Origin of the sequence: Clostridium brassicae, from assembly GCF_026738875.1 — a bacterium.
In the GTDB taxonomy this organism is placed as follows: Bacteria; Bacillota; Clostridia; order Clostridiales; family Clostridiaceae; genus Clostridium_H; species Clostridium_H brassicae.
On sequence record NZ_JAPQFJ010000018.1, the window covers coordinates 49,856 to 73,114 of the forward strand.

At 27.1% G+C, this 23,259-nt stretch carries 23 protein-coding genes and 1 riboswitch; of the genes, 18 read left to right on the forward strand and 5 right to left on the reverse strand.

Annotated features, from left to right (window positions below):
* Window positions 1-79: 79 nt before the first annotated feature.
* Complete coding sequence (locus OW729_RS15340; protein WP_268062427.1) at window positions 80-631, reverse strand: 2'-5' RNA ligase family protein; 552 nt, start codon at window positions 629-631, stop codon at window positions 80-82.
* A 336-nt stretch (window positions 632-967) separates the two neighbouring features.
* Between OW729_RS15340 and OW729_RS15345 the strand changes: the two genes are divergently transcribed.
* From OW729_RS15345 to OW729_RS15365, 5 genes are all read left to right on the forward strand, one after another.
* Complete coding sequence (locus OW729_RS15345; RefSeq protein WP_268062428.1) at window positions 968-1,171, forward strand: hypothetical protein; 204 nt, start codon at window positions 968-970, stop codon at window positions 1,169-1,171.
* Window positions 1,172-1,318: 147 nt separating this feature from the next.
* Window positions 1,319-3,442, forward strand: a complete 2,124-nt coding sequence (gene recQ, locus OW729_RS15350) for a DNA helicase RecQ (protein ID WP_268062429.1) — start codon at window positions 1,319-1,321, stop codon at window positions 3,440-3,442.
* Window positions 3,443-3,531: 89 nt separating this feature from the next.
* A riboswitch (SAM riboswitch) is annotated at window positions 3,532-3,637 on the forward strand.
* 309 nt (window positions 3,638-3,946) lie between these two features.
* Window positions 3,947-4,834 (forward strand): methylenetetrahydrofolate reductase [NAD(P)H], encoded by an 888-nt coding sequence (metF, locus tag OW729_RS15355; protein WP_268062430.1) that lies wholly within the window; start codon window positions 3,947-3,949, stop codon window positions 4,832-4,834.
* A 140-nt stretch (window positions 4,835-4,974) separates the two neighbouring features.
* Window positions 4,975-5,655 (forward strand): methionine synthase, encoded by a 681-nt coding sequence (locus tag OW729_RS15360; RefSeq protein WP_268062431.1) that lies wholly within the window; start codon window positions 4,975-4,977, stop codon window positions 5,653-5,655.
* Complete coding sequence (locus tag OW729_RS15365; protein ID WP_268062432.1) at window positions 5,645-8,023, forward strand: homocysteine S-methyltransferase family protein; 2,379 nt, start codon at window positions 5,645-5,647, stop codon at window positions 8,021-8,023. Before OW729_RS15360 ends, OW729_RS15365 begins: the two co-directional genes overlap by 11 nt.
* A 70-nt stretch (window positions 8,024-8,093) precedes the next feature.
* Here the strand turns inward: OW729_RS15365 and OW729_RS15370 are convergent, their stop codons facing one another.
* Together OW729_RS15370 and OW729_RS15375 are read right to left on the reverse strand one after the other, a co-directional pair.
* Window positions 8,094-8,969, reverse strand: a complete 876-nt coding sequence (locus tag OW729_RS15370; RefSeq protein WP_268062433.1) for a radical SAM/SPASM domain-containing protein — start codon at window positions 8,967-8,969, stop codon at window positions 8,094-8,096.
* A gap of 130 nt (window positions 8,970-9,099) precedes the next feature.
* Window positions 9,100-9,273, reverse strand: coding sequence for a hypothetical protein (locus OW729_RS15375; RefSeq protein ID WP_268062434.1), 174 nt, complete (start codon window positions 9,271-9,273; stop codon window positions 9,100-9,102).
* Window positions 9,274-9,378: 105 nt separating this feature from the next.
* Between OW729_RS15375 and OW729_RS15380 the strand changes: the two genes are divergently transcribed.
* Window positions 9,379-9,738, forward strand: a complete 360-nt coding sequence (locus OW729_RS15380) for a hypothetical protein (RefSeq protein WP_268062435.1) — start codon at window positions 9,379-9,381, stop codon at window positions 9,736-9,738.
* 228 nt (window positions 9,739-9,966) lie between these two features.
* On the opposite strand, the gene OW729_RS15385 is transcribed toward OW729_RS15380, so the two are convergent.
* Both OW729_RS15385 and OW729_RS15390 read right to left on the reverse strand, forming a co-directional pair.
* Window positions 9,967-11,244: an FAD-dependent oxidoreductase gene (locus tag OW729_RS15385; RefSeq protein ID WP_268062436.1), complete on the reverse strand. Its 1,278-nt coding sequence runs from the start codon at window positions 11,242-11,244 to the stop codon at window positions 9,967-9,969.
* Window positions 11,241-12,224, reverse strand: coding sequence for a sulfide/dihydroorotate dehydrogenase-like FAD/NAD-binding protein (locus tag OW729_RS15390; RefSeq protein ID WP_268062437.1), 984 nt, complete (start codon window positions 12,222-12,224; stop codon window positions 11,241-11,243). Before OW729_RS15390 ends, OW729_RS15385 begins: the two co-directional genes overlap by 4 nt.
* Before the next feature lie 429 nt (window positions 12,225-12,653).
* On the opposite strand from OW729_RS15390, the gene OW729_RS15395 reads away from it, so the two are divergent.
* The 12 genes from OW729_RS15395 (at window position 12,654) to OW729_RS15450 (ending at window position 23,200) form a co-directional block, all read left to right on the forward strand.
* Window positions 12,654-12,830: an H-type small acid-soluble spore protein gene (locus OW729_RS15395; protein ID WP_268062438.1), complete on the forward strand. Its 177-nt coding sequence runs from the start codon at window positions 12,654-12,656 to the stop codon at window positions 12,828-12,830.
* A 675-nt stretch (window positions 12,831-13,505) separates the two neighbouring features.
* Window positions 13,506-14,321 (forward strand): tyrosine-type recombinase/integrase, encoded by an 816-nt coding sequence (locus tag OW729_RS15400; RefSeq protein WP_268062439.1) that lies wholly within the window; start codon window positions 13,506-13,508, stop codon window positions 14,319-14,321.
* Between the two features lie 11 nt (window positions 14,322-14,332).
* Window positions 14,333-15,130: a ribonuclease H family protein gene (locus tag OW729_RS15405; RefSeq protein ID WP_268062440.1), complete on the forward strand. Its 798-nt coding sequence runs from the start codon at window positions 14,333-14,335 to the stop codon at window positions 15,128-15,130.
* Between the two features lie 149 nt (window positions 15,131-15,279).
* The gene (locus OW729_RS15410) at window positions 15,280-15,696 is read left to right on the forward strand and encodes a putative ABC transporter permease (RefSeq protein WP_268062441.1); all 417 of its coding nucleotides are present in this window, start codon (window positions 15,280-15,282) and stop codon (window positions 15,694-15,696) included.
* Between the two features lie 72 nt (window positions 15,697-15,768).
* Entirely contained in the window at window positions 15,769-16,500 is a 732-nt protein-coding gene (locus tag OW729_RS15415) for a polysaccharide deacetylase family protein (RefSeq protein WP_268062442.1), read from the forward strand.
* 315 nt (window positions 16,501-16,815) lie between these two features.
* Window positions 16,816-17,082: a DUF1294 domain-containing protein gene (locus OW729_RS15420; RefSeq protein ID WP_268062443.1), complete on the forward strand. Its 267-nt coding sequence runs from the start codon at window positions 16,816-16,818 to the stop codon at window positions 17,080-17,082.
* A 90-nt stretch (window positions 17,083-17,172) separates the two neighbouring features.
* Window positions 17,173-17,577, forward strand: a complete 405-nt coding sequence (locus OW729_RS15425; RefSeq protein WP_268062444.1) for an NUDIX domain-containing protein — start codon at window positions 17,173-17,175, stop codon at window positions 17,575-17,577.
* Window positions 17,578-17,769: 192 nt separating this feature from the next.
* Window positions 17,770-19,743 carry a 5'-nucleotidase C-terminal domain-containing protein gene (locus OW729_RS15430; protein WP_268062445.1) on the forward strand — a complete coding sequence of 658 codons (1,974 nt, stop codon included), beginning with the start codon at window positions 17,770-17,772 and terminating at the stop codon, window positions 19,741-19,743.
* A 385-nt stretch (window positions 19,744-20,128) separates the two neighbouring features.
* Entirely contained in the window at window positions 20,129-20,737 is a 609-nt protein-coding gene (gene lepB / locus OW729_RS15435; RefSeq protein ID WP_268062446.1) for a signal peptidase I, read from the forward strand.
* A gap of 188 nt (window positions 20,738-20,925) precedes the next feature.
* Window positions 20,926-21,411 (forward strand): flavodoxin family protein, encoded by a 486-nt coding sequence (locus OW729_RS15440; protein ID WP_268062447.1) that lies wholly within the window; start codon window positions 20,926-20,928, stop codon window positions 21,409-21,411.
* A 150-nt stretch (window positions 21,412-21,561) separates the two neighbouring features.
* The gene (locus OW729_RS15445) at window positions 21,562-22,011 is read left to right on the forward strand and encodes a hypothetical protein (protein ID WP_407647691.1); all 450 of its coding nucleotides are present in this window, start codon (window positions 21,562-21,564) and stop codon (window positions 22,009-22,011) included.
* Between the two features lie 256 nt (window positions 22,012-22,267).
* Window positions 22,268-23,200, forward strand: coding sequence for a M15 family metallopeptidase (locus OW729_RS15450; protein WP_268062448.1), 933 nt, complete (start codon window positions 22,268-22,270; stop codon window positions 23,198-23,200).
* Window positions 23,201-23,259 lie beyond the last annotated feature (59 nt).

Below are 23,259 nucleotides of genomic sequence, written 5' to 3' on the forward strand. Positions count from 1 at the left end.
TAAAAAGTTAAATGTTAAAGAGAAGTTACTACTTTATTACCCCTATTAAATTGTAAAGTGTAGGAAAACTAGTGTAAATCTAAGCTTCAGAATACAGATCAAAGCTTTGAACTACCATAGAATCTTTATCATTAACAGGTTTCCAAAGTTCAATTTTTGTTATTTGTCCAGTTTTTTGAAAGTTATTTTCATGTGCAATTATACAAGCATTAGAAAAATCCTCTTCTGACCAATCTCTTTTGGCGAAATATGGATTAGCTAAGGAGATATGCAAATCCCAATCATCTACATTTTCTCTTACAGTAAATTTATTATTTTTCAAAGTTGAGTTTATATCAATTATTAGATCCATTATATAGTCATTTTTTTCAACTTTTAGATTTACAGATTTATATGGAGGATTGAAACAAATAGCTCCATCAATATTAATATAAAACTTATTATATTTTTTTATTATTTGCTCTAATACTGGTAAAAGGCTATTTATATTTGGGTCTTTAATAACTTCTAATGTTATATGAAGAACAGGTAAATCGGTATATAAGTCAAATTTATCTGAAAGATATTTTTGAATTTTCTCTACAGCTTTATAAGAATGTTTATCCAATAATCCAACTAAATAATAAATCATAAATTACTCCTTTTATTCTTATATGGTTTATATACTCATTTTACATACTATTTTATATATTTGATGTGAGATTAAGAATCCACCTAAATTAAGAATTTTTATTCTGTCTATAATAAGTTTTAAATTAATCAATTTTAGAAAAGTTTCAAAATAAAATATAAATTTATATTATTATATCATAATTTATTTAATAGTTAATTTAATATATGAAATTTAAATATTAAATGTAACTTTAAAGATAACACTATATAAAATAATTAGTGTGAAATTAATACATATTATAATAGATGACGAATATAAATTATATGTAAGATCTATTATAATGGGGGAATAGAAATGAGGCTTGGACTTAACTACAAAAATGGGAAAAAAGAAGTATTCAATGAAACCGATACAAAAAGTATAATAGCAGGAATTAATTATCTAAAATTAATTAAATATATAAAGGGCTCAAAAAAGGTTGAAGGAAAAGTTATAAAAATTTTAGATAAGGATATAAATATAGATGAATTAAGATCTATTGAAATAATATTAATATAAAAATAGTTCTTAAGGGATAAAAAATAAAAGTATTAATAATATGAAATATAATGCTCCTTATAAGGGGCATTTATTTATATATGGATATGTTTTATAATTATAGATGTGTTATTATAGGAATAAGGTTTTATTATATAGGAGGCAGAAATGCAAGCAGAAGAAATTTTAAAAAGGTATTATGGGTATAGTGAATTTAGAAAAGGACAGAAGGAGATTATAGATAGCATATTAGAAGGTAGAGATACCTTTGCTATTATGCCTACAGGAGGAGGAAAATCTCTTTGTTACCAAATACCTGCAGTAATAATGAAAGGACTTACTATTGTTATATCTCCATTGATTTCTCTTATGAAAGATCAAGTGGACTCTTTAAATAGTTTAGGTATATCAGCAGGAGTTATAAATAGTAGTCAAAGTATAAATGAAGTAAAGGATACAATACATAAAGCTGCTTTTGGAAGATTAAAACTTTTATATGTGGCTCCAGAAAGATTGGAAGTAGAATCTTTTTATAGATTATTTGAAACCTTGAATGTTTCTCAAATTGCAGTAGATGAAGCTCACTGTGCTTCACAATGGGGTCATGATTTTAGAGGAAGTTATAGATCAATTGCTCCATTTATTAAGAGGTTTAATCCAAGACCAGTTGTATCTGCCTTTACAGCAACGGCAACTACAGATGTTAGAGAAGATGTAGTAAATCTTCTAACATTAGATGAACCTAATATTTTTGTAACGGGATTTGATAGAGAAAATCTTTCCTTTTCCGTTATAAAAAATGAAAATAAAGAAAAATTTATATTAAAATATTTAGATGATAACAAAGAAAAGTCTGGTATAATTTATGCGTCAACCAGGAAAGAAGTAGATAATCTATGCAGTATGCTCAATAAAAAGGGATATTCTGTAGGAAAATATCATGCTGGCATGAGTGATAATGAAAGAGAAAAAAGTCAAGAAGAATTTTTATATGATGATATTAAAATAATGGTGGCTACAAATGCATTTGGAATGGGAATAGATAAATCCAATGTTAGATTTGTTATTCATTATAATATGCCTAAAAATATTGAAGCCTACTACCAAGAAGCAGGAAGAGCAGGAAGAGATGGAGAAAATGGAGAATGTATTTTGTTGTTTGGACCTAGAGATACTATTCTTCAAAAATATTTTATTGAACAAACAGTTTTTAATGAAGAAAGAAAGATTAATGAGTATAGAAAGCTTCAATCAATGGTGGATTACTGTCATACTACTAGATGTTTAAGAAAATACATATTAGAGTATTTTGGAGAAGAAAATATTAAAGAAACCTGTGATAATTGTAGTAATTGTAATAGTGATAGTGAAATTATTGATATTACAATAGAAGCTCAAAAAATATTTTCTTGTATATACAGAATGAGAGAAAAGTATGGTGTTACTCTCATAGCAGAAGTTCTGAGAGGATCTAAAAATCAAAAAGTATTGAATTTAAATTTTGATAAATTATCTACTTATGCAATAATGAAGAATTACACAATAAATGGTATAAAAGACTTAATAAATGTGCTTATTGCAGAGGATTATTTAAATTTAACAGAAGAGGAATTTGCAGTAGTCAAACTTAAAAATAAAGCAATAGATGTTCTTAAAAATAAACTAAAAGTTACACAAAAAGTTTATAAGAAGAAAGAGAGAATTCAGGTGGATACATCTTTATTTGATATGCTTCGTGATATTAGAAAGAAAATTGCTCAAAGAGAAGCAGTTCCACCATATATAGTATTTGCGGATACTTCCCTAAAGGATATGAGTGAAAAGATACCTTTAAATAAAGAAGAGATGTTAAATATTAAAGGAGTAGGGGAAAAGAAATTTGAAAGATATGGAGAAGAGTTCTTGAATGTTTTAATAGAGTATAATAATGAAAATAAAATTAGAAACTTTGAAGAGATAGCGATAACTCAAGCGGATAAAGAAAAAGAGGATAAAGTACCAAGTCATATTGTAACTTTAAATATGTATAATGAAGGTAAGTCATTAGATGAAATTTCACAGAGGAGAGGGTTAAAACTCCTTACTGTACAAGATCATTTGATGAGATGTGGATTAGAAGGTTTAGAAGTAAATTGGGATATATTTATTCCAGAAAAGTATGAAAAGCTTATCTTAGAAAAGATTCAAGAAGCTGCTACTGACAGACTGAAACCTATTAAGGAATTATTGCCAAATGAAGTGGACTATAATGCTATAAAAGCAGTTTTATGTAAATACAAAAGTGCACAATAGAGAGAACATAAGGATAGTTAAATATAACATAAGTTGCAAAAGCTATTTACAATAACAAATTTTTATTATATAATTACAATTAAAATTAATACTTATCAAGAGTGGTGGAGGGACTGGCCCTATGAAACCCAGCAACCTATATGTAAAAAAGCATATAAGGTGCTAAATCCTGCAGCAGAAGCTGGGAGATGAGGATATGTCTAGGAATATTAAACCTAAGGGAATTATCCTTTAGGTTTTTTTAGTTTCTCAAGATTTAAATATATGTAACTTTATAAGAAGGCAAATCTTTAGAATATAATGAAATGCCATTATAACAAAACTTTTTTAAATATTAATATAGTTAATATGTTCAATAAATAAAATAATATCTTAGATTACCAGTTAAAGAATAAGTAGACAATGTAAAAAATTAAAAATTTAATATTTCCAGATTTATATAGTTTTCAAACAGATTTATAAATTTTAAAGGGGCTAAAAATATTTTAATTAGGGGGATTTAAAATGCGTATAAAAAATTTATTTAATGAAAAAAATTTGGTGTTTTCTTTTGAAATTTTTCCTCCAAAAGCAACATCATCTATAAAAACAATATATCAAACTTTAGAAGAATTAAAAGATTTAACACCAGATTTTATAAGTGTAACTTATGGAGCAGGTGGAAGTTTAAAACATAATAAAACCTGTGAATTATCTTCACTTGTAAAAAATAAATATGGCATAGAATCATTAGCACATCTAACTTGTATAAACTCAACAAAACAGGATATAGATTTAATACTAAATGAACTCAAGGAAAATAATATTGAAAATATATTAGCCTTGAGAGGAGATATTCCACAGGAGAAAAGTATTATTGGAGAATACAATTATGCATTTGAACTTATAAGAAAAATAAATGAAAATAAAAGCTTTGGAATAGCAGGGGCTTGTTATCCAGAAGGTCACATTGAATGTGAAAGTTTAGAAAAAGATATAAAAGAATTAAAAAGAAAAGTAGATGGAGGAGCAGAACATTTAATATCTCAGTTATTTTTCGATAATGCTATATTCTATGAATTTTTAAATAAAGTATATCAAAACAATATAAACGTACCTATACAAGCGGGAATAATGCCTGTAGTCAATAAAAAGCAAATTAAGAGAATAGTTGAAATAACTGGTGCAACATTACCAAGAAAATTTATAAAAATATTAGATAAATATGAATATGATAAAGAAGCTATTAGGGATGCAGGGATAGCTTATGCAGTAGAACAAATAGTTGATTTAGTATCTAGTGGAGTAAAAGGAATACATTTATATACAATGAATAATCCTTATGTAGCTAGAAAAATAACAGAAAGTACAAAGTCAATATTTAATTCAATAAATAAAGAAATGGCAGTTTGAAAATTAATACTAGTTAAAAATATATTGATTGGTACTGATGATTAAATAACAGAAAATTTTTACTTAGAATATAAAAAGACTAAAAATATATATCCTAAAAAACAAAAATTTTTGAATTTAATAGGTAGGGTGAATGTAAAATGGACAATAATAATCTAAATATAGATAAGAATCAGGTTTTAAGGTACTTAGGATATAGGGGACAGGAAATAACTAATGAAATAAATGACCTTATAGAAGAATGTATAAAAGAAATGAGAAACTTAGTTAATTTAAGAAGTACTTATATGTATTCTATGGTTAAAATAGATAATCAGGTTAATTTAATAGATATTAATTTAAAATTAAATGGAAATGATATTATACATCATTTAAATAAATCTAGTAAATGTTGTATAATGGCTGCAACTTTAGGTAGTGCAGTTGATAGAAAAATATTGTATTACGAAAAAGCTAATATGACTAAAGCAGTAATTTTAGATGCTTGTGCTACAACAGCAATAGAGGAATATTGTGATTTTATAGAAAATCAGATAAAAAGAGAAGTAGAAAAAGATAAATTAAGTATAAATTTCAGATATAGTCCAGGTTATGGAGATTTGGATATATATGTACAAGGAAGTTTATTAAAAGCATTAGATGCTGAAAGATCTATAGGATTAACGGTTTCAACCTATAATATATTAATACCTAGAAAATCTGTAACTGCTATTATAGGGATAATTCAAAAAGAAGTTATAGTAAAGAAAAAGACTTGTAGTCAATGTAATAAATTTAATAGTTGTGAATTTAGAAAGATAGGTGATATATGTGAACATTAGAGAATATATAAAGGAAAATATACTAATATTTGATGGTGCTATGGGAACAATGCTTCAAAAATTAGGGCTAAAATTTTCTGATTTACCAGAGGAATTAAATATAAAGGAGCCTGAAAAAATAATAAATATACACAAAAAGTATATAAAGGCAGGAGCAAAGGTTATAACAACTAATACTTTTGGTGCAAATGAGCTTAAGCTTAATAATAGTGAATTTTCTGTAGAAAGTATTATAGATAAAGCAATAGATAATGTAAAAATAGCAAGGGAAAACAAAGAAATATTTATAGCATTGGATATAGGACCAATAGGACAACTTTTAGAGCCTATGGGGACATTAAAATTTGAAAAAGCCTATGAAATCTTCAAAAGACAGATCATACAAGGGGAAAAAAGTGGTGCAGACATAATTTTAATAGAAACCATGACGGATCTTTACGAAGCTAAGGCAGCTATTTTGGCAGCAAAAGAAAACACAAATCTTCCTGTGTTTTGCACTATGACTTTTGAAAAAAATAAGAGAACTTTCACAGGATGCACTCCATTATCTATGGTTCTTACTTTAGAGGGATTAGGTGTAGATGCTTTAGGTGTTAATTGTTCACTAGGACCAAATGAATTAGGTGACATTGTAGATGATATAATAAAATATTCAAGCATACCTATTATGGTTCAACCTAATGCAGGACTTCCAATAGTTAAAAATGGAAAGACTATTTATAATATTAAACCTAAAGAATTCGCAAACTTTCAAAAGAGTATTGTAGATAAAGGAGTAAGAATTGTAGGTGGTTGTTGTGGAACAGATGATGAATTTATAAGAGAAATTGTAAATAAGCTAAATAACATAGGGGTAAGAAAGCTAGAAGAAAAAAATATATGCGGTGTATGTTCTTCTACAAAAACAGTTTTAATAGATGGTGTTAAGATAATAGGAGAAAGAATTAATCCAACAGGTAAGAGGTTATTTAAAGAAGCATTACGCAATAATGATATGGATTATATATTAAAAGAAGCAATAAACCAGGTTGAATTTGGTGCAGAACTATTGGATGTAAATGTAGGACTTCCAGAAATAGATGAAGATGAAATGATGAGGAGAGTTATAAAAGAGATTCAATCCATAATTGATACTCCTCTTCAAATAGATTCAAATAATCCTAAAGTTATAGAAAATGCACTAAGAGTATATAATGGTAAACCTATAGTTAATTCTGTAAGTGGAGAAGATAAAGTACTTGAAAATATATTACCATTAATAAAAAAATATGGAGCAGCAGTTGTTGGATTAACTTTGGATGATAATGGTATACCTAAAAAGGCTGAAGAAAGGCTAAAAATAGCTTATAAAATAGTTAATAAAGCATTAGAGTATGGAATAAGAAGAGAAGATATATTTATTGATTGTTTAGTTTTAACGGTGTCAGCACAACAAGAAGAGGTTAGAGAAACACTTAAAGCTGTAGCTTTAGTTAAAGAAAAATTGAAAGTTAAAACAGTGCTGGGGGTATCTAATATATCTTTTGGATTACCCAATAGAGAACTTATAAACAAAACTTTTTTAGCTATGAGCCTTCAAGCTGGATTGGATTTACCAATATTAAATCCTAACAATAAAGAAATGATAAATGTTATAAATGCTTTTAAAGTTTTAAATAATGAGGACAAAGGAGCTATAAATTATATAGAAGTATATGGTAATGAAACCTTAATTAAAAAGACAGTAAAAATTGAAAGTGAAAAATTAACTTTAAAAGAAATAGTTATTAAAGGAATAAAGAAAGAGGCATATAGTAAAACAAAGGAACTTCTCAAATATACTGATGAACTTTTAATAATAAATGAAGAACTGATTCCCGCACTAGATGAAGTTGGAGAAAAATATGAAAAAGGAATAATTTTCTTGCCACAGTTAATTCAATCAGCGGAAACAGTAAAAAGAGCCTTTACAGCCATAAAAGAAAAACTTAGAAACGAAAATTGTCCTAAAATAAATAAAGGGAGAATATTAATGGCTACTGTTAAGGGAGATATTCATGATATAGGAAAAAACATAGTGAAAGTTATATTAGAAAATTACGGGTTTGATATTTTGGATTTGGGAAAAGATGTTCCTGAGGAAAAAATAGTGCAAGAAGTAAAGAAAAACAATATAAAATTAGTTGGATTAAGTGCTTTAATGACTACTACAGTGAAAAGTATGGAAGGCACTATAAAGCTTTTGAAAGATAATGCACTAGATTGCAAAGTTTTTGTTGGTGGAGCAGTTCTTAATAAAGAATATGCTGAAATGATAAATGCAGATTATTATGCTAAGGATGCAAAGGAAGCTGTAGATATTGCCAAAAGGTTTTTTGGAGGTTTTTAAGTGAAAATATTGTCTTCAACTAGATAATAGCCTATACTTAGAATGTTTAACTAGTTGAAGACAATTTATTTTAATTAAATTTTTTTCTATATCCACACTTTCTACATAATTCTTCCACGGCTTCTCTTTTTGAAAAACCATTAAAAATATTATTAGCACGGTTACTTTCTATTATTTCCGAAAAATGATTTTCATTTATATTCCCAAGATTAAGAATTCCCTCCCCATCAAGACAGCAAGGTACAACAGTCCCATCTACAAGTATGGCTATTTGATTTCTAAGTCCATAACAAAAACCTTTACCATCATCTTCCTCCTCTTTTAAATCAGGCCATTTAAATTCATGATCTTGATTTAAATATACTTTATCAGAAAGTTTAATACCTCTACCTGGAAGTATTTTCTCTTCAATTTTATAATCTAGGTTAAACTCTTTCTCGATTATTTCAAGTAATTCATGATTTCTTTTCTTTTGAAGATTTAATATATTATTTTTATCCAGGTTCCATAATCTTAAAGATACTAATATATCTGTTTTTTTATTAGCTTCATTTACAAATGAGAGAATGTTATCTATATATTCATCTTTATTTTCAGATTTCTCATTTCCGTCAAAGCTATGTAATGAAAAATTGACTTGTCTTAATGCTGGTTTCATAATTATCTTATCTTTAACTTTACTTATAAGTGTTCCATTAGTAGTTATATTAACTTTAAAACCTTTTTTATAACTTAAATCTAAAAATTTATCTATTTCAGGGTGAAGAAGAGGTTCTCCTTTTACATGAAAATATATATATTCACCATGAGGTTTTATCTCATCTAATATCTTACTAAAAGTTTCTACTTTCATGAATTCAGGTTTCCGTTTGGTTTGTGGACAAAATTTGCATGCCAGATTACATACATTTGTGATTTCAATATATAATTTTTTGAATTTTTTCATTAATCTATGCTCCAATTCTAGTTATGTTTTATTACTACTTAGTATGAATACTATGATATATGTACTACACAAATAAATCAATAGTTCTTTTGGGATATTTAAGTAAACTGTTTTGTGAATTAATAATATATTATTTGTTATCAATTTTTTTATTAATTTGATCTAGTTTTAATTCAATTTCTTGAAGATGTAACTTTAATATATCAATTTTATCTTCAATTCTCTTAATATCTTTCGGTACTTCGAAAGTAACTTTGTAAATCAAGTATCCCAATACTAATAATATTAAAAATACCTCTGCCATCTTGAAGTCATCCTTTCCTTGTAATTTGACTTATATTACGATAAAGATTTAGTAATTATATATAAATTATAAAATAATTATATTAATTTGCAATATAATTAAATAATGTATAATAATAGATATAGTGATAGTTTTGAAAATCATAAGTCAAAAGAAAATATTACAGATATTAAAGAAAGCACTACACATACTCAAGATAATAAGATAGTACCTACTAAGCCTGCAGTAAAAAATTCTAAAAATAACGCAACTATAAAAAATAATGAGTCTCTTAAGAAAACTCAAAAAAAGCAAAATGTTACTAAAAAATCTGTGAAAAAAAGTAGACAAGTTTGGTTATCGGAAACAGGAAAGAAATATCATTCAATTTCTAACTGTGGAAGAATGAATCCTAATAGAGCAAGAAAGGTTTCAATAGAACAAGCAGAGTCATTAGGATGTGGTACTTGTTCAAAATGTATGTAAATCTATAATTCAACATAAAAGTATATTCAAGTTTGTAGAATAGAAGGAGTAAGGTAACACTAAGTTTATTAGTTATATAGGATAATAATTTAATTTATATAAACATGCTTCTTGGGTTCAAGTGGAATTTTTATTGCATATTAAAGTTATTAACAGACTTCTAAGGAATTTTACTCCTTAGAAGTCGTTATCCTTGTGTCCATTTTAGTTCTTAGTTTTTCTACTATTTTATATTAGAACTTCTCCTAATATTCCAGTTAAATTTAATCTATCTATTCTTGATTTAATTTCTTCTACATTAATTGTATATAAGCTTTGTTCTTTCATTCGAATGAAATATTCTGCACCTGCAAATGTATATCTATTTCGTCTTCCTTCTTTTGTCATCATCTTATAATTAGCATAAGCAATTATATCTCCTATAGCGATACTTCTTGGAAGAATAAGCATTGGCATACCTAAAAAATATCTAACTGCATTATGACCAGCAAGAGAACCTGTGCATATTGCTTCTGTATGACCAACAAATAGTCCTGCTTTTTCTCCAGCACAGAATAAATTATCTATTCCTTTTACCTTCATATCATCGGTTCTTGGAGCTACTGAAAGATATCTTATAGAGTTTCCTTTTCCACCAGCATAAGGATCGATATATTTCGCAGACTCAAAACCTTTAATTTTTCTTAATTTGTCTAAAGGGTAATAAGTAGTCATAAGCTTTACATGACCTGTATCTAATAATATAACATTTTCAGCAAATTCTTTTAAAGCATACTGCTGACATACTTTCACTTTAAGTTTGTCAAGGTTTATATCTTCTGGAGGTATCTTAGCTATATACACACCTGTTTCTTCTAGTTCTTTTATTATATCTTTATCTAAACTTTCTTTACAAAGCTTACAGGAGCCACTAAAAGCTCCAAATACATCAATATCTCTTTCACCTTGAAGATCTTCAACACCTGCTCTAGCGCTAATACTAACTCTTGGACCAAAAGCAGGGCATCTTAATACACACATAGAACATCCATTGCCATAACGTAGACAATTTCCCATAGGGCCAGTAGAGCCAGTAGTTTCGATAAAAACATCTCCATCTACATAAGATCCATCAGATAAATATATACCTTTAATTTTTACTCCTTCTTTTTCTACATCGACTATTCGTTTTGTAAAATTTAAATCTATACCTAAGTTTTTTAAGTAGTTTCTAACTTCAGGTTCAATTTTATTTACGTCATAAAGCCATGCGTGTTTGTGACCAGGAAAATCAATATTTTTATGTCTGCTATTTTTGTCTGTTAGATGTATCAAGTCTCCAGCTCCAAGTGCAATCAATTCTTCTGACGCTGTAAATCTTCCGTTGTTTCTCATGATTCCACCTACATTACCTAATCCTAGTAACATATCCGTTTTTTCATAAATGCTTACTTGAGCCCCAGCTTTTTTAGCTGTAATAGCAGCTGCACATCCAGACCATCCACCACCTATTATTATAACCTTCATATTAATCTTCTCCCTTCAAAAATATATTTAGGGTCTGTCTGAATTTTACAAAGCCTTTTTACTCTATGGCCCTTAAATCTAGAGGTACATGCTCCACATATCCCTTCACCACAACACATTTTGGCATTATTGCAGCAAGAATAATTTATTCTGTCATCTAAAAACTCCATTACTTTATAAATTAAGATATCAGGTCCTGCACAATGCACTAAATTTACTTTTTCGTTAGTTAATAATTTATTTAAATTTTTCTTTAAATCATCTGTTATTTCACCATTTTGAAAAGTATTACATTCTAGTACTTCTACACTACAAAGCTCCAAGTAATTTTTTATAAAAATATTACTATAATTTGCTTTATCAACAATAACTATTACTTTATTACCATTTGAATAAAGTTTTTTCATAACTGGTATCATAGGAGCCTGACCTATGCCCCTTGCAATTATAATGGAGACACCGTCCTTACTTTCATAAACATGCTTTAATCCAAATACTCCATTCCAAAAAGGTCCTTTTACTAAAATATCTTCATTTTCATTAATCTCATCTATCTTTTTAGTTTTAGTGCCTTTTACTTCTAAAGCTATTTTTATTATATTTTCTTCAGGTTCTACATCCATAATTGAAAGTGGTACATTATAAAATTCTTCTGTAGAAGGGTTTCTTAAAAAAACGAAACTACCAGGGCGAACTAAATCTTTAGCTTGCTTATGGGTAGTGCGTATAGATAATATTATAAGATCATTTTCTAATCTCTCTTTTTTTACTAATCTACATTTACAAGTTTTTCTACCTTCTTTAGCTTTTTCTCCATTCCAAACATATTCTTGATATATACATGTTCCTTTCCATTTAACGCAGTCACAAAAAGTTTTACCACAGAGTTGAGAACACAAGAGACAGTCACCGGTTTCTGCTAAATGACAAGGGCAATACTCAGTGCCAGCATCAATGCAATCAATTATTTCATATTTCATATCTTGGCCCCCTAAAATAACTATACTATTAAAATATTTTAATAGGGCATCTTTTGTTACATAAGTATCATATTTTACATAATCATTTTTATATTTATTTTAAATAAATACATAATAGAGAGACAAAATAGTTTAAATATATATTTAAACTATTTTTAGAAGAATTTGGTATATATTATACTTGTAGTACGAAAAAACATAGCAAAAATTTAGTTGTATTCAAGATATAAGAATGAATATAGATAAAATAATAAAAAAACAGATGAAGAAATAAAAATAAGAAATAGTTAGAATACAGAATAAACACTTTGAGCTATAAATAATATAATTATAGAGTTTTAATATTAATTATTAGAGAAATCTCAGGGTGTTTTTTTATTTTTACAGGATAAAATATATAATAAGTATAATTATAAAGGAGAAACATACATGGATATAAAAAGAGCTACTGAAATTATTGAATCGTTAGGTGTAATAGGAGTAAGTTATAAAGGAGATCCTGTTTGGTTGGAAAATATTAATAAAGAAAATAATACAGCTAAAGTTAAAAATATAAATACAGATAAAGAATTAAATGTAGATGTAAGCTATTTAAAAGAAGATTAATCTAAGGAGCTTTTGATTTTTTTATATAACTCTTGTTTAAATTTATCCAGTATTTATATTAAAATTATAATGTATTAGCGACAATGAATAAAATCAAATAAACTTAAAAGGTTAGTAGAAACTCTGCTGGCCTTTTTCTTTTGGAGTAAAAGGAGTTTTATACTAGTTCGGGAATACATTTATAGCTTTAAAAGTATACAAAGTGATAAGAATTCGGAACAAATATAGAGGTTATACATAATATAATAAATATAAGGGAAATCTTGAAATAAAAAGCACTTGGAACTGACAATAGCAGTTACCAGGTGTTTTTTACATACTTGTCAAAATCGAATAAAAACCTATAACATCATTATAAATATAGTATAATTAAGGATAAGATAACATTAAATGAAATAAAAAGAAGTATATATTAGCAAAAATAAATATATTAAAATATAATCTTACTTTTAGTAAATTAATAATATAACTTAAAAATAAAAACATCATTTTTCTTGAATTTTAAAATCTAAATAATTTTAAAAAGTGTATTTATAAGTCTAACTTTATTTTAAAAATTTATTTTTTATATAAAAAAGGGTGTTAACGTTCTTTTTTATTATATATAAATTTGTCATAACTATTCTTATGACAAATTTATAAAAGCATGATATAATTTTTTAGGGGGTGGAACTTATGGAGAGAGAAATGGAAGGCTTTAAAAAAGAATTGATTCATCAGCGTAAGGATAATAAAACTATCAAAAGTTATATTAGAGATGTTGAATTGTTTTTACAATATATTGATAATAAACCATTATCGGATATAGATTATTTTGACATAGAAGATTACAAAACATTTTTACTGCAGCAAGGATACAAAGTTACCTCTATTAATAGAAAGATGGTTGCTATCAATAGATTTATTACATATTGTGGATACAAGGTTGAAGTTAGACAAGAAAAAGTACATATGCAAAATTTCTTAGACAATACACTAACCACTGATGAAGTACAAGCAATGGTAGATAAAGCAGAGGAACTAAAGGATTATAGAGCGAAGGCGTTGATCTTAACTTTATATTATACAGGAATGAGAATCTCCGAATGCCTTTCCATTACAGTAAATAATATAAGTAAAGATTATATAACTATTTTGGGAAAGGGTAAAAAATTTAGAAATGTATTGGTACCTAAAAAATTAAAAAGTGTATGGAATGAATATATGGACTATAGGGTAGACAAAAGTAATAAGTTATTTACAGGACAGAAAGGAGCCATAACAAGGCAATGTGCTGATTTAATTATAAAAAAATATGCTAGGTTAGCTGGAGTAGATGTAAAAAAAGCTCATATGCATAATTTACGTCATGTATTTTGTAAAAACTTAGCTGACAATAATGTATCAATAGATGTAATTGCAGAATTAGCTGGACATAATAGTTTGGATACAAGTAGAATATATACTCGTAAAACAAAACAAGAATTACTTAATATAATAGAAAATTTATAGGTGATTTAATTATGAAAATGTTCATATTTAGTATGGAAATTGTTGAAGATATAAAGGAAAAATATAAAATTAAAATAGAAGGAAAGCAAGGGGTTGCTCATGTGTTTTTTTCTCCTAAAATCAAAGAACTTGAATTTATAGAAAATAATGAAATGAGTAGGTATCTTAAAGAAAATGAATATCAATTTAGAAAAATTCTCCACAACAAAAGACAGGATACTTTTTATAAAGGGTTTAAGTTAACTTTTGCTTTTAGAGATAAAAAAGATGTTGCGGCATTTAATGATAGATCAAAAATAGTTGTTTTAGATAAAAGATATAATAGAATAGATAGCTATGTTGTAGAGAAGGGTGAAAAAAATATTTATAAGATATTCACTGATGGTACATTTTTAGAAAAGAAAAACACTGGAGCTTATGCTGTTATAATTGAAGATATCAATCACAATTACAGTGTACATACAGAAAAAACAGCCATAAAAGGTAGTAGCCAGATAGAATTATGTGCAGCTATAAAAGGGATAGAACTAATAAAAGATGTAGATAAAATTTGTATAATTACTGATAGTCAGTATGTTAGAAAAGGATTAACTGAGTGGATTATGTGTTGGAAACTTAATGGTTGGAAAACTGCTAATGGTGAAAAAGTTAAAAACATAGAAAACTGGATTAAGTTTGACAAATTAACCGACGGAAAATACATCGAATTTCATTGGGTGAAGGGACATTCAAATCATTTTGAAAATACTTTGTGTGATATATACGCAAGAGAGTCAGCAAGTTTATCACTTGAAAATTTTAAATATTAATGTTGTAAATTTAATAAAATCCATAATATGTTAAAAACAACTTTGATTAAAGCTGTTTTTAAATATATGGGTAAAATTGTTTCACAAATTAAACGTAAGACAACTTTATATTAGGGCATATTATATGTATAAATGCAAAAGATATATTTATGATTAAAAGATTTATAATTTATGGACTTTTAGGTGCTTGTGGAGAGATTTTATGGAATGGAATTGGTTCTATGATGAAAGGAGACTTAAATCTTACAGGATGGACATCTATATGGATGATTTTAATATATGGGCTTGCTATTTTTTTAGAGCCCATACACGATAGAATAAGACATCTTTCATTTTTTATAAGAGGAGGTGTATATACAGTTTTAATATTTGTTGGAGAATTTATTAGTGGTTTTTTGCTTAGAGAAATTCTAGGTGTTTGTCCATGGAATTATGTAAATAAGCCTCTTTCATTTTATGGATTAATTACATTAACTTACGCTCCAGTATGGTTTATTTGTGGTCTTACATTTGAAAAGATACATGATTTTCTTACAAAAATAGATTATATACTAAAAAGGTATTGATTTATTTATAAGTATAAAATTTATAGTAAATTAACTGAAGATTATATAGTATTATAAAGAGGGAGATTTTTGATGAAAAACATTTTAAATAAATTTAGTTTAGCTTTTATTTTAGTTTTATGCTTATCCTTTAATTGTATATGTAGTGTTAGTAATGCAAAAGAACCAGAAGAAGTTTCAAAAGAAAATAACATAATATATTTGACTTTTGATGATGGACCTAGTGTTATGACTAACAAGGTATTAGATGTATTAATGAAAAATGATGTGAAAGCTACATTTTTTATTATAGGAAATCAAATTGAAGATCAAGAAAATGTTCTAGTCAGAATTAAAAATGAAGGTCATAGTATGGGATTGCATACATATACTCATGATTTTAAAAAAATATATTCTAGTAATAAAGCGTTTATTAATGAAATGAAATTGACTCAAGAATATATAAAAAAGGTTACTGGTATTAGCCCTAATATAATAAGATTTCCTGGTGGAAGCAGGAATCATTTGGATACCAAAACGTTAAACTTACTTCATAGTTATAACTTTAAGATATATGATTGGAATGTTGATTCACAGGATGGAATAAACCCAAAAACATCACCCAGTAAACTGTTTAGAAAAGCTACAAAAAGTGATGTTAACTCAGAACCTATAATATTGCTTATGCATTGTGATTATATGCATGAAAATACCTACAAAGCATTGGATAAGATAATAAAATTTTATAAAGATAGTGGCTATGAATTTAGAGTTATTGATGAAAATACCCCAGAACATTATTTCCCATTAAATAAGAATAAATAGTATAATTTTTAAATCATAGTCTTTGCTTAAAATATATAGCAATTAAAATAGTGATAAGGAAAGTTTTAGGCCTGTCAAAGTCTAAAGCTTTCCTTATTTTAATACTTTAATAAATTAGAAGAATTTTATATTTATTATGTATTATAATTTACATTAGGATGAACTAATGTATAATAATAAATAGTAATTTGTAAAATGTAGATATATATACTAATAAATAATATTATAGTACATAAAAATTATAATATTGGAGCTATGAAATCTTTTAAGTAGTTTTTATAATTATAATAAATAACAATAAATTGGGAGATTAATATGAAAACATATCTAGTAGAGTACCTCATTTTTTTTAACCTAATAGGATTTTTATCAATGTATGTTGACAAAACAAGAGCAAGAAATAAAAAATGGAGAATAAAAGAAAGTACCTTATTACTTATAGCTATATTAGGTGGAAGTTTAGGGTCATATTTAGGGATGAAGGTATTTAGGCATAAAACAAAACATAATAAATTTGTATATGGTATTCCAATAATACTAATAATCCAATTAGTATTAATTAAGTCAGTAGTAGGTTATTAGTTAATGAGTTAATGAGTTTTAAGATATATAATATAAAATATTATATGGACATTAGATGTGATAAATAAAAATTTAATTGGAGTGATATGTGTGAAGAAAGGACAAGATTACATAGGAGTTGGAGTAGGAGCAGTAATTATTAATGAAAATAAGGAGATATTATTACTACTAAGAGAAAAATCACCAGAATTAGGTTGTTGGTCTATTCCAGGTGGAAAAGTTGAAATGTTTGAAACTGTAGAAGATGCTATAAAAAGAGAGGTTAAAGAGGAACTTGATGTAGAAGTAGAAATAATTAAACTTATAACTGTTACAAACCATATAATTTGGCAAGAAAAGGCTCATTGGGTTGCGCCTACATTTCTTACTAAAGTTGTAAGTGGACAAGTAAAAAATGTAGAGCCAGAAAAGCATAAAGAAGTAAGATGGTTTTCTATTGACGAGTTACCCAACAATATAACAATTACTACTAAAAATGCAATAAAATATTTGTAGAATTGCTGGAAGTAAAGGAATTAATTATATCAGTTGCATAAAATAAAAATATTAAATTTATATGAAATGCATACATATTTATATAAAAATAACTTAATTTACATTAAAATCCTTAATAATATATTAACATTTAATACAAATAATGTTAATATATTATTAAGCTTAACAAAAAACAAGAGTGGAGGGATTTTAGTGAAAACATTTACAAAGAAAAGATTGACTGCTTGGGCAATGTTCGTGTTTATGATTTTAAGTATAATTTCACCTTTAAATGTACATGCTTTAGAAAAAAACGATAATGTAGTAGTAATTTCATCTGAAGCAAAAGTTGTATCAGATCATATCAAGCAACAAGATGATAATAAGGATGAAAATTTAAAATGGGAAAAAATCATTAAAGAAAAACAGGTTGCCGTAAATGACTTAAGTAAAGAAATTAACATATTGACATTTAATGATTTTCACGGAGCAGTAGATAATAGCGGAAAAAATTCAGGAATGACTAAACTTGCTGGAGAAATTAACAAATTTAAAAAATCAAATCCAAATACTATAGTAGTTTCTGGTGGAGATAATTTTCAAGGAAGTGCAATGTCTAATTTAACTCATGGGAAAATAGTTAATGAGATGTTTAAAGAAATAGGACTTATAGCTTCTGCTGTAGGTAATCATGAATTTGATTGGGGTACTAATAAAATTCCCCAATGGTCAAAAGAGGGCGGATATGATTTTTTAGCTGCAAATATTTGTGATAAAAGTACAGGAAAACCTGTTAATTGGACTAAACCTTATAAAATGGTTACTATAGACAAGGTTAAAGTTGGATTTATTGGAATAACTACTCCTGCAACAGCATGGCAGACAAAGGTTGAAAACATAAAAGATGTTATTTTTAAAGATCCAATAGAATGTGCTAAAGTATGGAATCAAAAATTAAGAAGTGGTGAATTACCAGAAGGGAAAGCAGATGTTGTTATAGCTTTAACTCATTTAGGATCTATACAAAACAGTGAAACTAAAAATATAACAGGGGAAGCAGCTGATTTATGTAAAGCCAATACAGGAATCGATGCTATAATATCAGCACATACACATATGGAAGTATGTGGGAAAGTGAATAATATACCAGTTATACAAAGCTATTACAATGGAAGAGACTTAGGAAGGTTAAAGATATTATTAGATAAAGAAGGAAAACTTAAAGAAATTCAACCTATTTTAGATCCTCTATACAAAAGACCAGATACATTAGTGGAAAATAAAAATGTAAAATCTATATATGAGAAATATAAAAAAGATTTACAGAAGGTATTAGCAGAAGTGGTTGGAGTAACAGATACAGAATTATCTCATGATAGATATACAAGTGAAGGAACATCACCACTTGGGAAATGGGTATGTGATGTTATGAGGAAGAAAGCTAAAGTTCAAATAGGTATAACAAATGGTGGCGGATTGAGATGTCCTATACCAAAAGGAGATATTACAATGGGAAAACTTTATGAAGTTATGCCATTTGACAATACCTTAGTTACAATGGAACTTAAAGGTTCTGACTTAAAAAGAGTAATAGAAAATGGAATTATGAATGATAAAATAGGTTGGGGACAAGTATCAGGTATAAAAGTTTATTATGATAAAAATGCTAAAATGGGTTCGAGGATAACAAATATGGTTTTAGAAGATGGAAGTTTAGTTGATATGAATAAGTACTATACAGTAGTAGTAAACGACTTTATGGCACCAGATGGATGTAAGGGTGTTGGAGGAGATGGATATGATTTTACAGGAGTTAAAAAACTTGTAAACACTCAAATTCCTATAAGAGAAGCTCTTATTGAAGATTTAAAAGCTTTAAATGGGAAACACTTAGTTGTTAAAGATTATGAAACATTAGTAGCAGATAAAATGCCATCAAAACCTGGAGAAAATCCAAATCAAAAACCAGGTGAAAGTTCAAATAATAAACCAAGTACAGGTAATGAACAAGACAATAGTAGCCCAAACTCTCCATCAGTTAATTCTAATACTGTAGCCACTAAATTACCAAAGACAGGTTCTATGGTAGATACTACATCATTAGTAACTGTTGGAACATTAGTTGTTTTACTTGGAATTGCGTTATATTTAAGAGATAAAGAAGAAGAAAATAAAGATATAGCTTAATGTTATTTAATTATCACAATTTTAAATTGTATTGGTTAAAAACTGTGGACAAGTTTTTGTTCGCAGTTTTTAACTTTATCGTATGTAGATAACTCAACTTTTTCAGCAAGAAAATAAATCAGAAAGTTGAGTAATTAATCTATACAAAATTTAAAATATTCCTTACCGTTTAAGTAATATAAAATAAATTTGTATTATAATCCAATAATTATCTTTATTGATATAGTGATTCTTATATAGTAATATATTACTATATAGAGAAGAATATCGTTATACTTTGGACTTTAAAATAAGGAAAAATTAAATTTATTAATGATATAAAATAGATTTATAAATTTAAATTGTATTAAAGTACATATCTAATATTAAAGAAAGGTGGCTTACTATGAAAAATCTAAAAGAAAGTTTATTGAAAGAATGGGGGAAATTTATTGTATACATAATTATGGTATTTTCTATCGGAATACTATTGAATAGTGAGGTGTATGCTATTTCAATAGTAGATGGACCTTCTATGGAAAACACTTTAATTAATGGAGAAAAACTATATGTGGACAAAGTTACTTATCATTTTACTCAACCTAAAAAAGGAGATATAATTATATTTCTTCAAAATGAAACAAATTTAAATTGTGTTGATAAAATTGAAAGTGTTATTAAAGATATAGCTATGAACATAACAGGAAAAACTAGAATGAATAGACTAGTAAAAAGGGTTATAGGAGTTCCAGGAGATAAAATAGATATAAAGAATGGAGAAGTATATGTAAATAATAAAATAATAGAAGAATCATATATTAAAAATAAAACTTTTAAAGGTTTAACTTTAATTGATTATCCTATAGTGGTTCCTGAAGGAAAATTATTTGTAATGGGGGATAATAGAGAAGAAAGTAGAGATAGTAGAAGCTTTGGACTAGTAGATATTAAAAGTGTTGAAGGAAAGGCAGTATTTAGAATTTGGCCTCTAAATAAGATAGGAACCTTAAACTAAATTTGCTCTGTACACTCAGATAAACTTTATTTATGCTCACTTTATGCAAACTTTAATTCTGTGTGCATGAAAAGAAAATCTATTTTGAAAAATAGGGTTTTGTTTTAAATTTACACTTATTTTTAGACTATATAGAATCAACATTTTTAAAACATAACCTAATATAAATAATTTATGGAGGTATAGTTATGAAATTATCAATTGTATATTATAGTCAAACAGGAAACACGAAAAAAATAGCAGAGGTAATAAAAGAGGGCGTTGAAAAGTCAGGGAATATTCAAGTTAAGACTATGTCTATAGAAGATATGGATTATAAATTTTTAGAAGAATCAAAAGCAGTTATTTTTGGAACTCCTACATATTATGCAACTTTTTCATGGCAAATCAAAAAGTGGTTTGATACTTGCAAAGAGTGTGATCTTTCAGGGAAATTAGGTGCAGTATTTGCTACAGAAAATGTATTAGGTGGGGGAGCAGATGTTGCTGAATTAAGCCTAATAGGACATATGTTAGTAAAAGGAATGCTTATATATTCAGCAGGTTCTTCACAGGGTCAGCCATATACTCATTTTGGAGCTGTATGTACTAAGGATGGTGACGAAGCACAAAGAGATAGAGCTAGAATTTTTGGAGAAAGAATAGGTAAAAAAACTCTAGAGATTTTTGATTAAAACATATTGTAAATAAAAACACACTATTTAATTTTTAAGTGGTGTGTTTTTATTTATAATTATAATAAATATTTAATTTGTATAGGATTATAACATTTTTTTTTATATATCATATAATAAAAGTGTATTAATTAATAGGAGTGTTTAAATTTGTATTTTCGTAATTTATATGATATGTATGACCTAGATGAATTTGATGAACTAGATGATTTAAATGGCTTTTATGATAATGAGTGTATGTATTGTCCTTTTAGTTATATGTATCGTCAATATCCTATTATGCCACCTACTATGCCACCAAGTGGAGGACCAGGAGGAGGGCCAGGGCCAGGTGGTTCAAAAGAAGGTCCACCAAGTGGACCACCACCATCAGCTGTCCCTCAGGCTAAAGGAGGTATGCAAACTAAAGCTGTTGATCCAGGAGCAATTAGACATTGCTTGTACAGATTTGTATATATCTGGCCAAGAAGAGGTAGACCATTTTGGGCATGGCTAGTTTTTGTAGGAAGACGATCTGTTGCAGGATGGAGATGGAATGGATTTAGATGGGTTTATTTTGGAATGGATTTAAGAGAAATCCAAAGTTTTGTATGCATGTAAAATAGGATTTTTGTATTACTTAAAACTTTAAATTAGTAAAATATATTATGTATTAAAAATGATACACCCTATAAGTATACAACAAAGCATATACTTATAGGGTGTATTTTATTTTTAATAGAATTATTAGTTTTTTATTTGGAATTATTAAAGTTTGTTCAATATGTACATAATAATTACGTATAATGAGTTTCTTAAAAAATAAACACCTCTAGCTATAAGCTACAGGAACATTATTGAAAGGATGTATATACGTATGAAGAAAATTATGATATGTTTTGTTGTTTTATTTATGTTTTTTTCTACAGGATTTATGAAAAGGCAGGAGTCAACAAATCTTGTTTCTGCCAAAGAAGATTATGAAGTAACGATGAAAAGAGATATTTTATGCCTAATGATGGCTTATCCAGAATATATTAAAGATGTAAGGGTTGAAAATGATAAAATTTATCTAGTAATGAATTCTGGAAATAAGGTTATATATGATGATAAAAGGGAAAAAAAATTTGATGAAAAGGTAAATAATCCTGATATTCAGGATATGATGGAACAATTATATCCCTTAAGCGATATCAATAATTTAATGGATTCAGACTATAATCCTGGAAGAGTAAGAATATATCCTTTATTAAAAGAAGTATATGGTTCTTCTAAAAGTAGTGTAGAAAAAAATCTTGTCAATGTAAGAGCAGGAAATAAACAGTGTCTATTTAATAAAAATAATAATGCAGCTAATTCTCTTAAAAAAGTTATGGAAGAGATTAATTCTTTATCTAAAGCACAAGGAAATATATATTCAATTGTTTTTCCTGTTAATGGGACCTTTAATTATAGAGTTATTGCAGGTACTAATAGGTTAAGTCCACATTCTTTTGGAACTGCTATTGATCTTAAAAGTGATAAAAGAGATTATTGGAAATGGGCTTCAAGAGAACAAGGACAAAAAAGACTAGAATCTTATCCTCGAGAAGTTGTTGAAATTTTTGAAAAGAATAACTTTATATGGGGAGGAAAATGGGGGAAATTTGATATTCTACATTTTGAATATCGTCCAGAATTAATTTTAAAGTCACGTTATTTTGGAAATAAAAAAATAAATGAAGAAAATTGGTATGAAGGCGCACCTTTTGAAGATAATGAAGTAAAAAAATATATTACACTTATAGATAAAACTTTTAGTGGTGAATAGTATATCTTTAAGCCATTATAAGATTTTAAGAATATAATAGGGGTAAAATTAAATAAAAT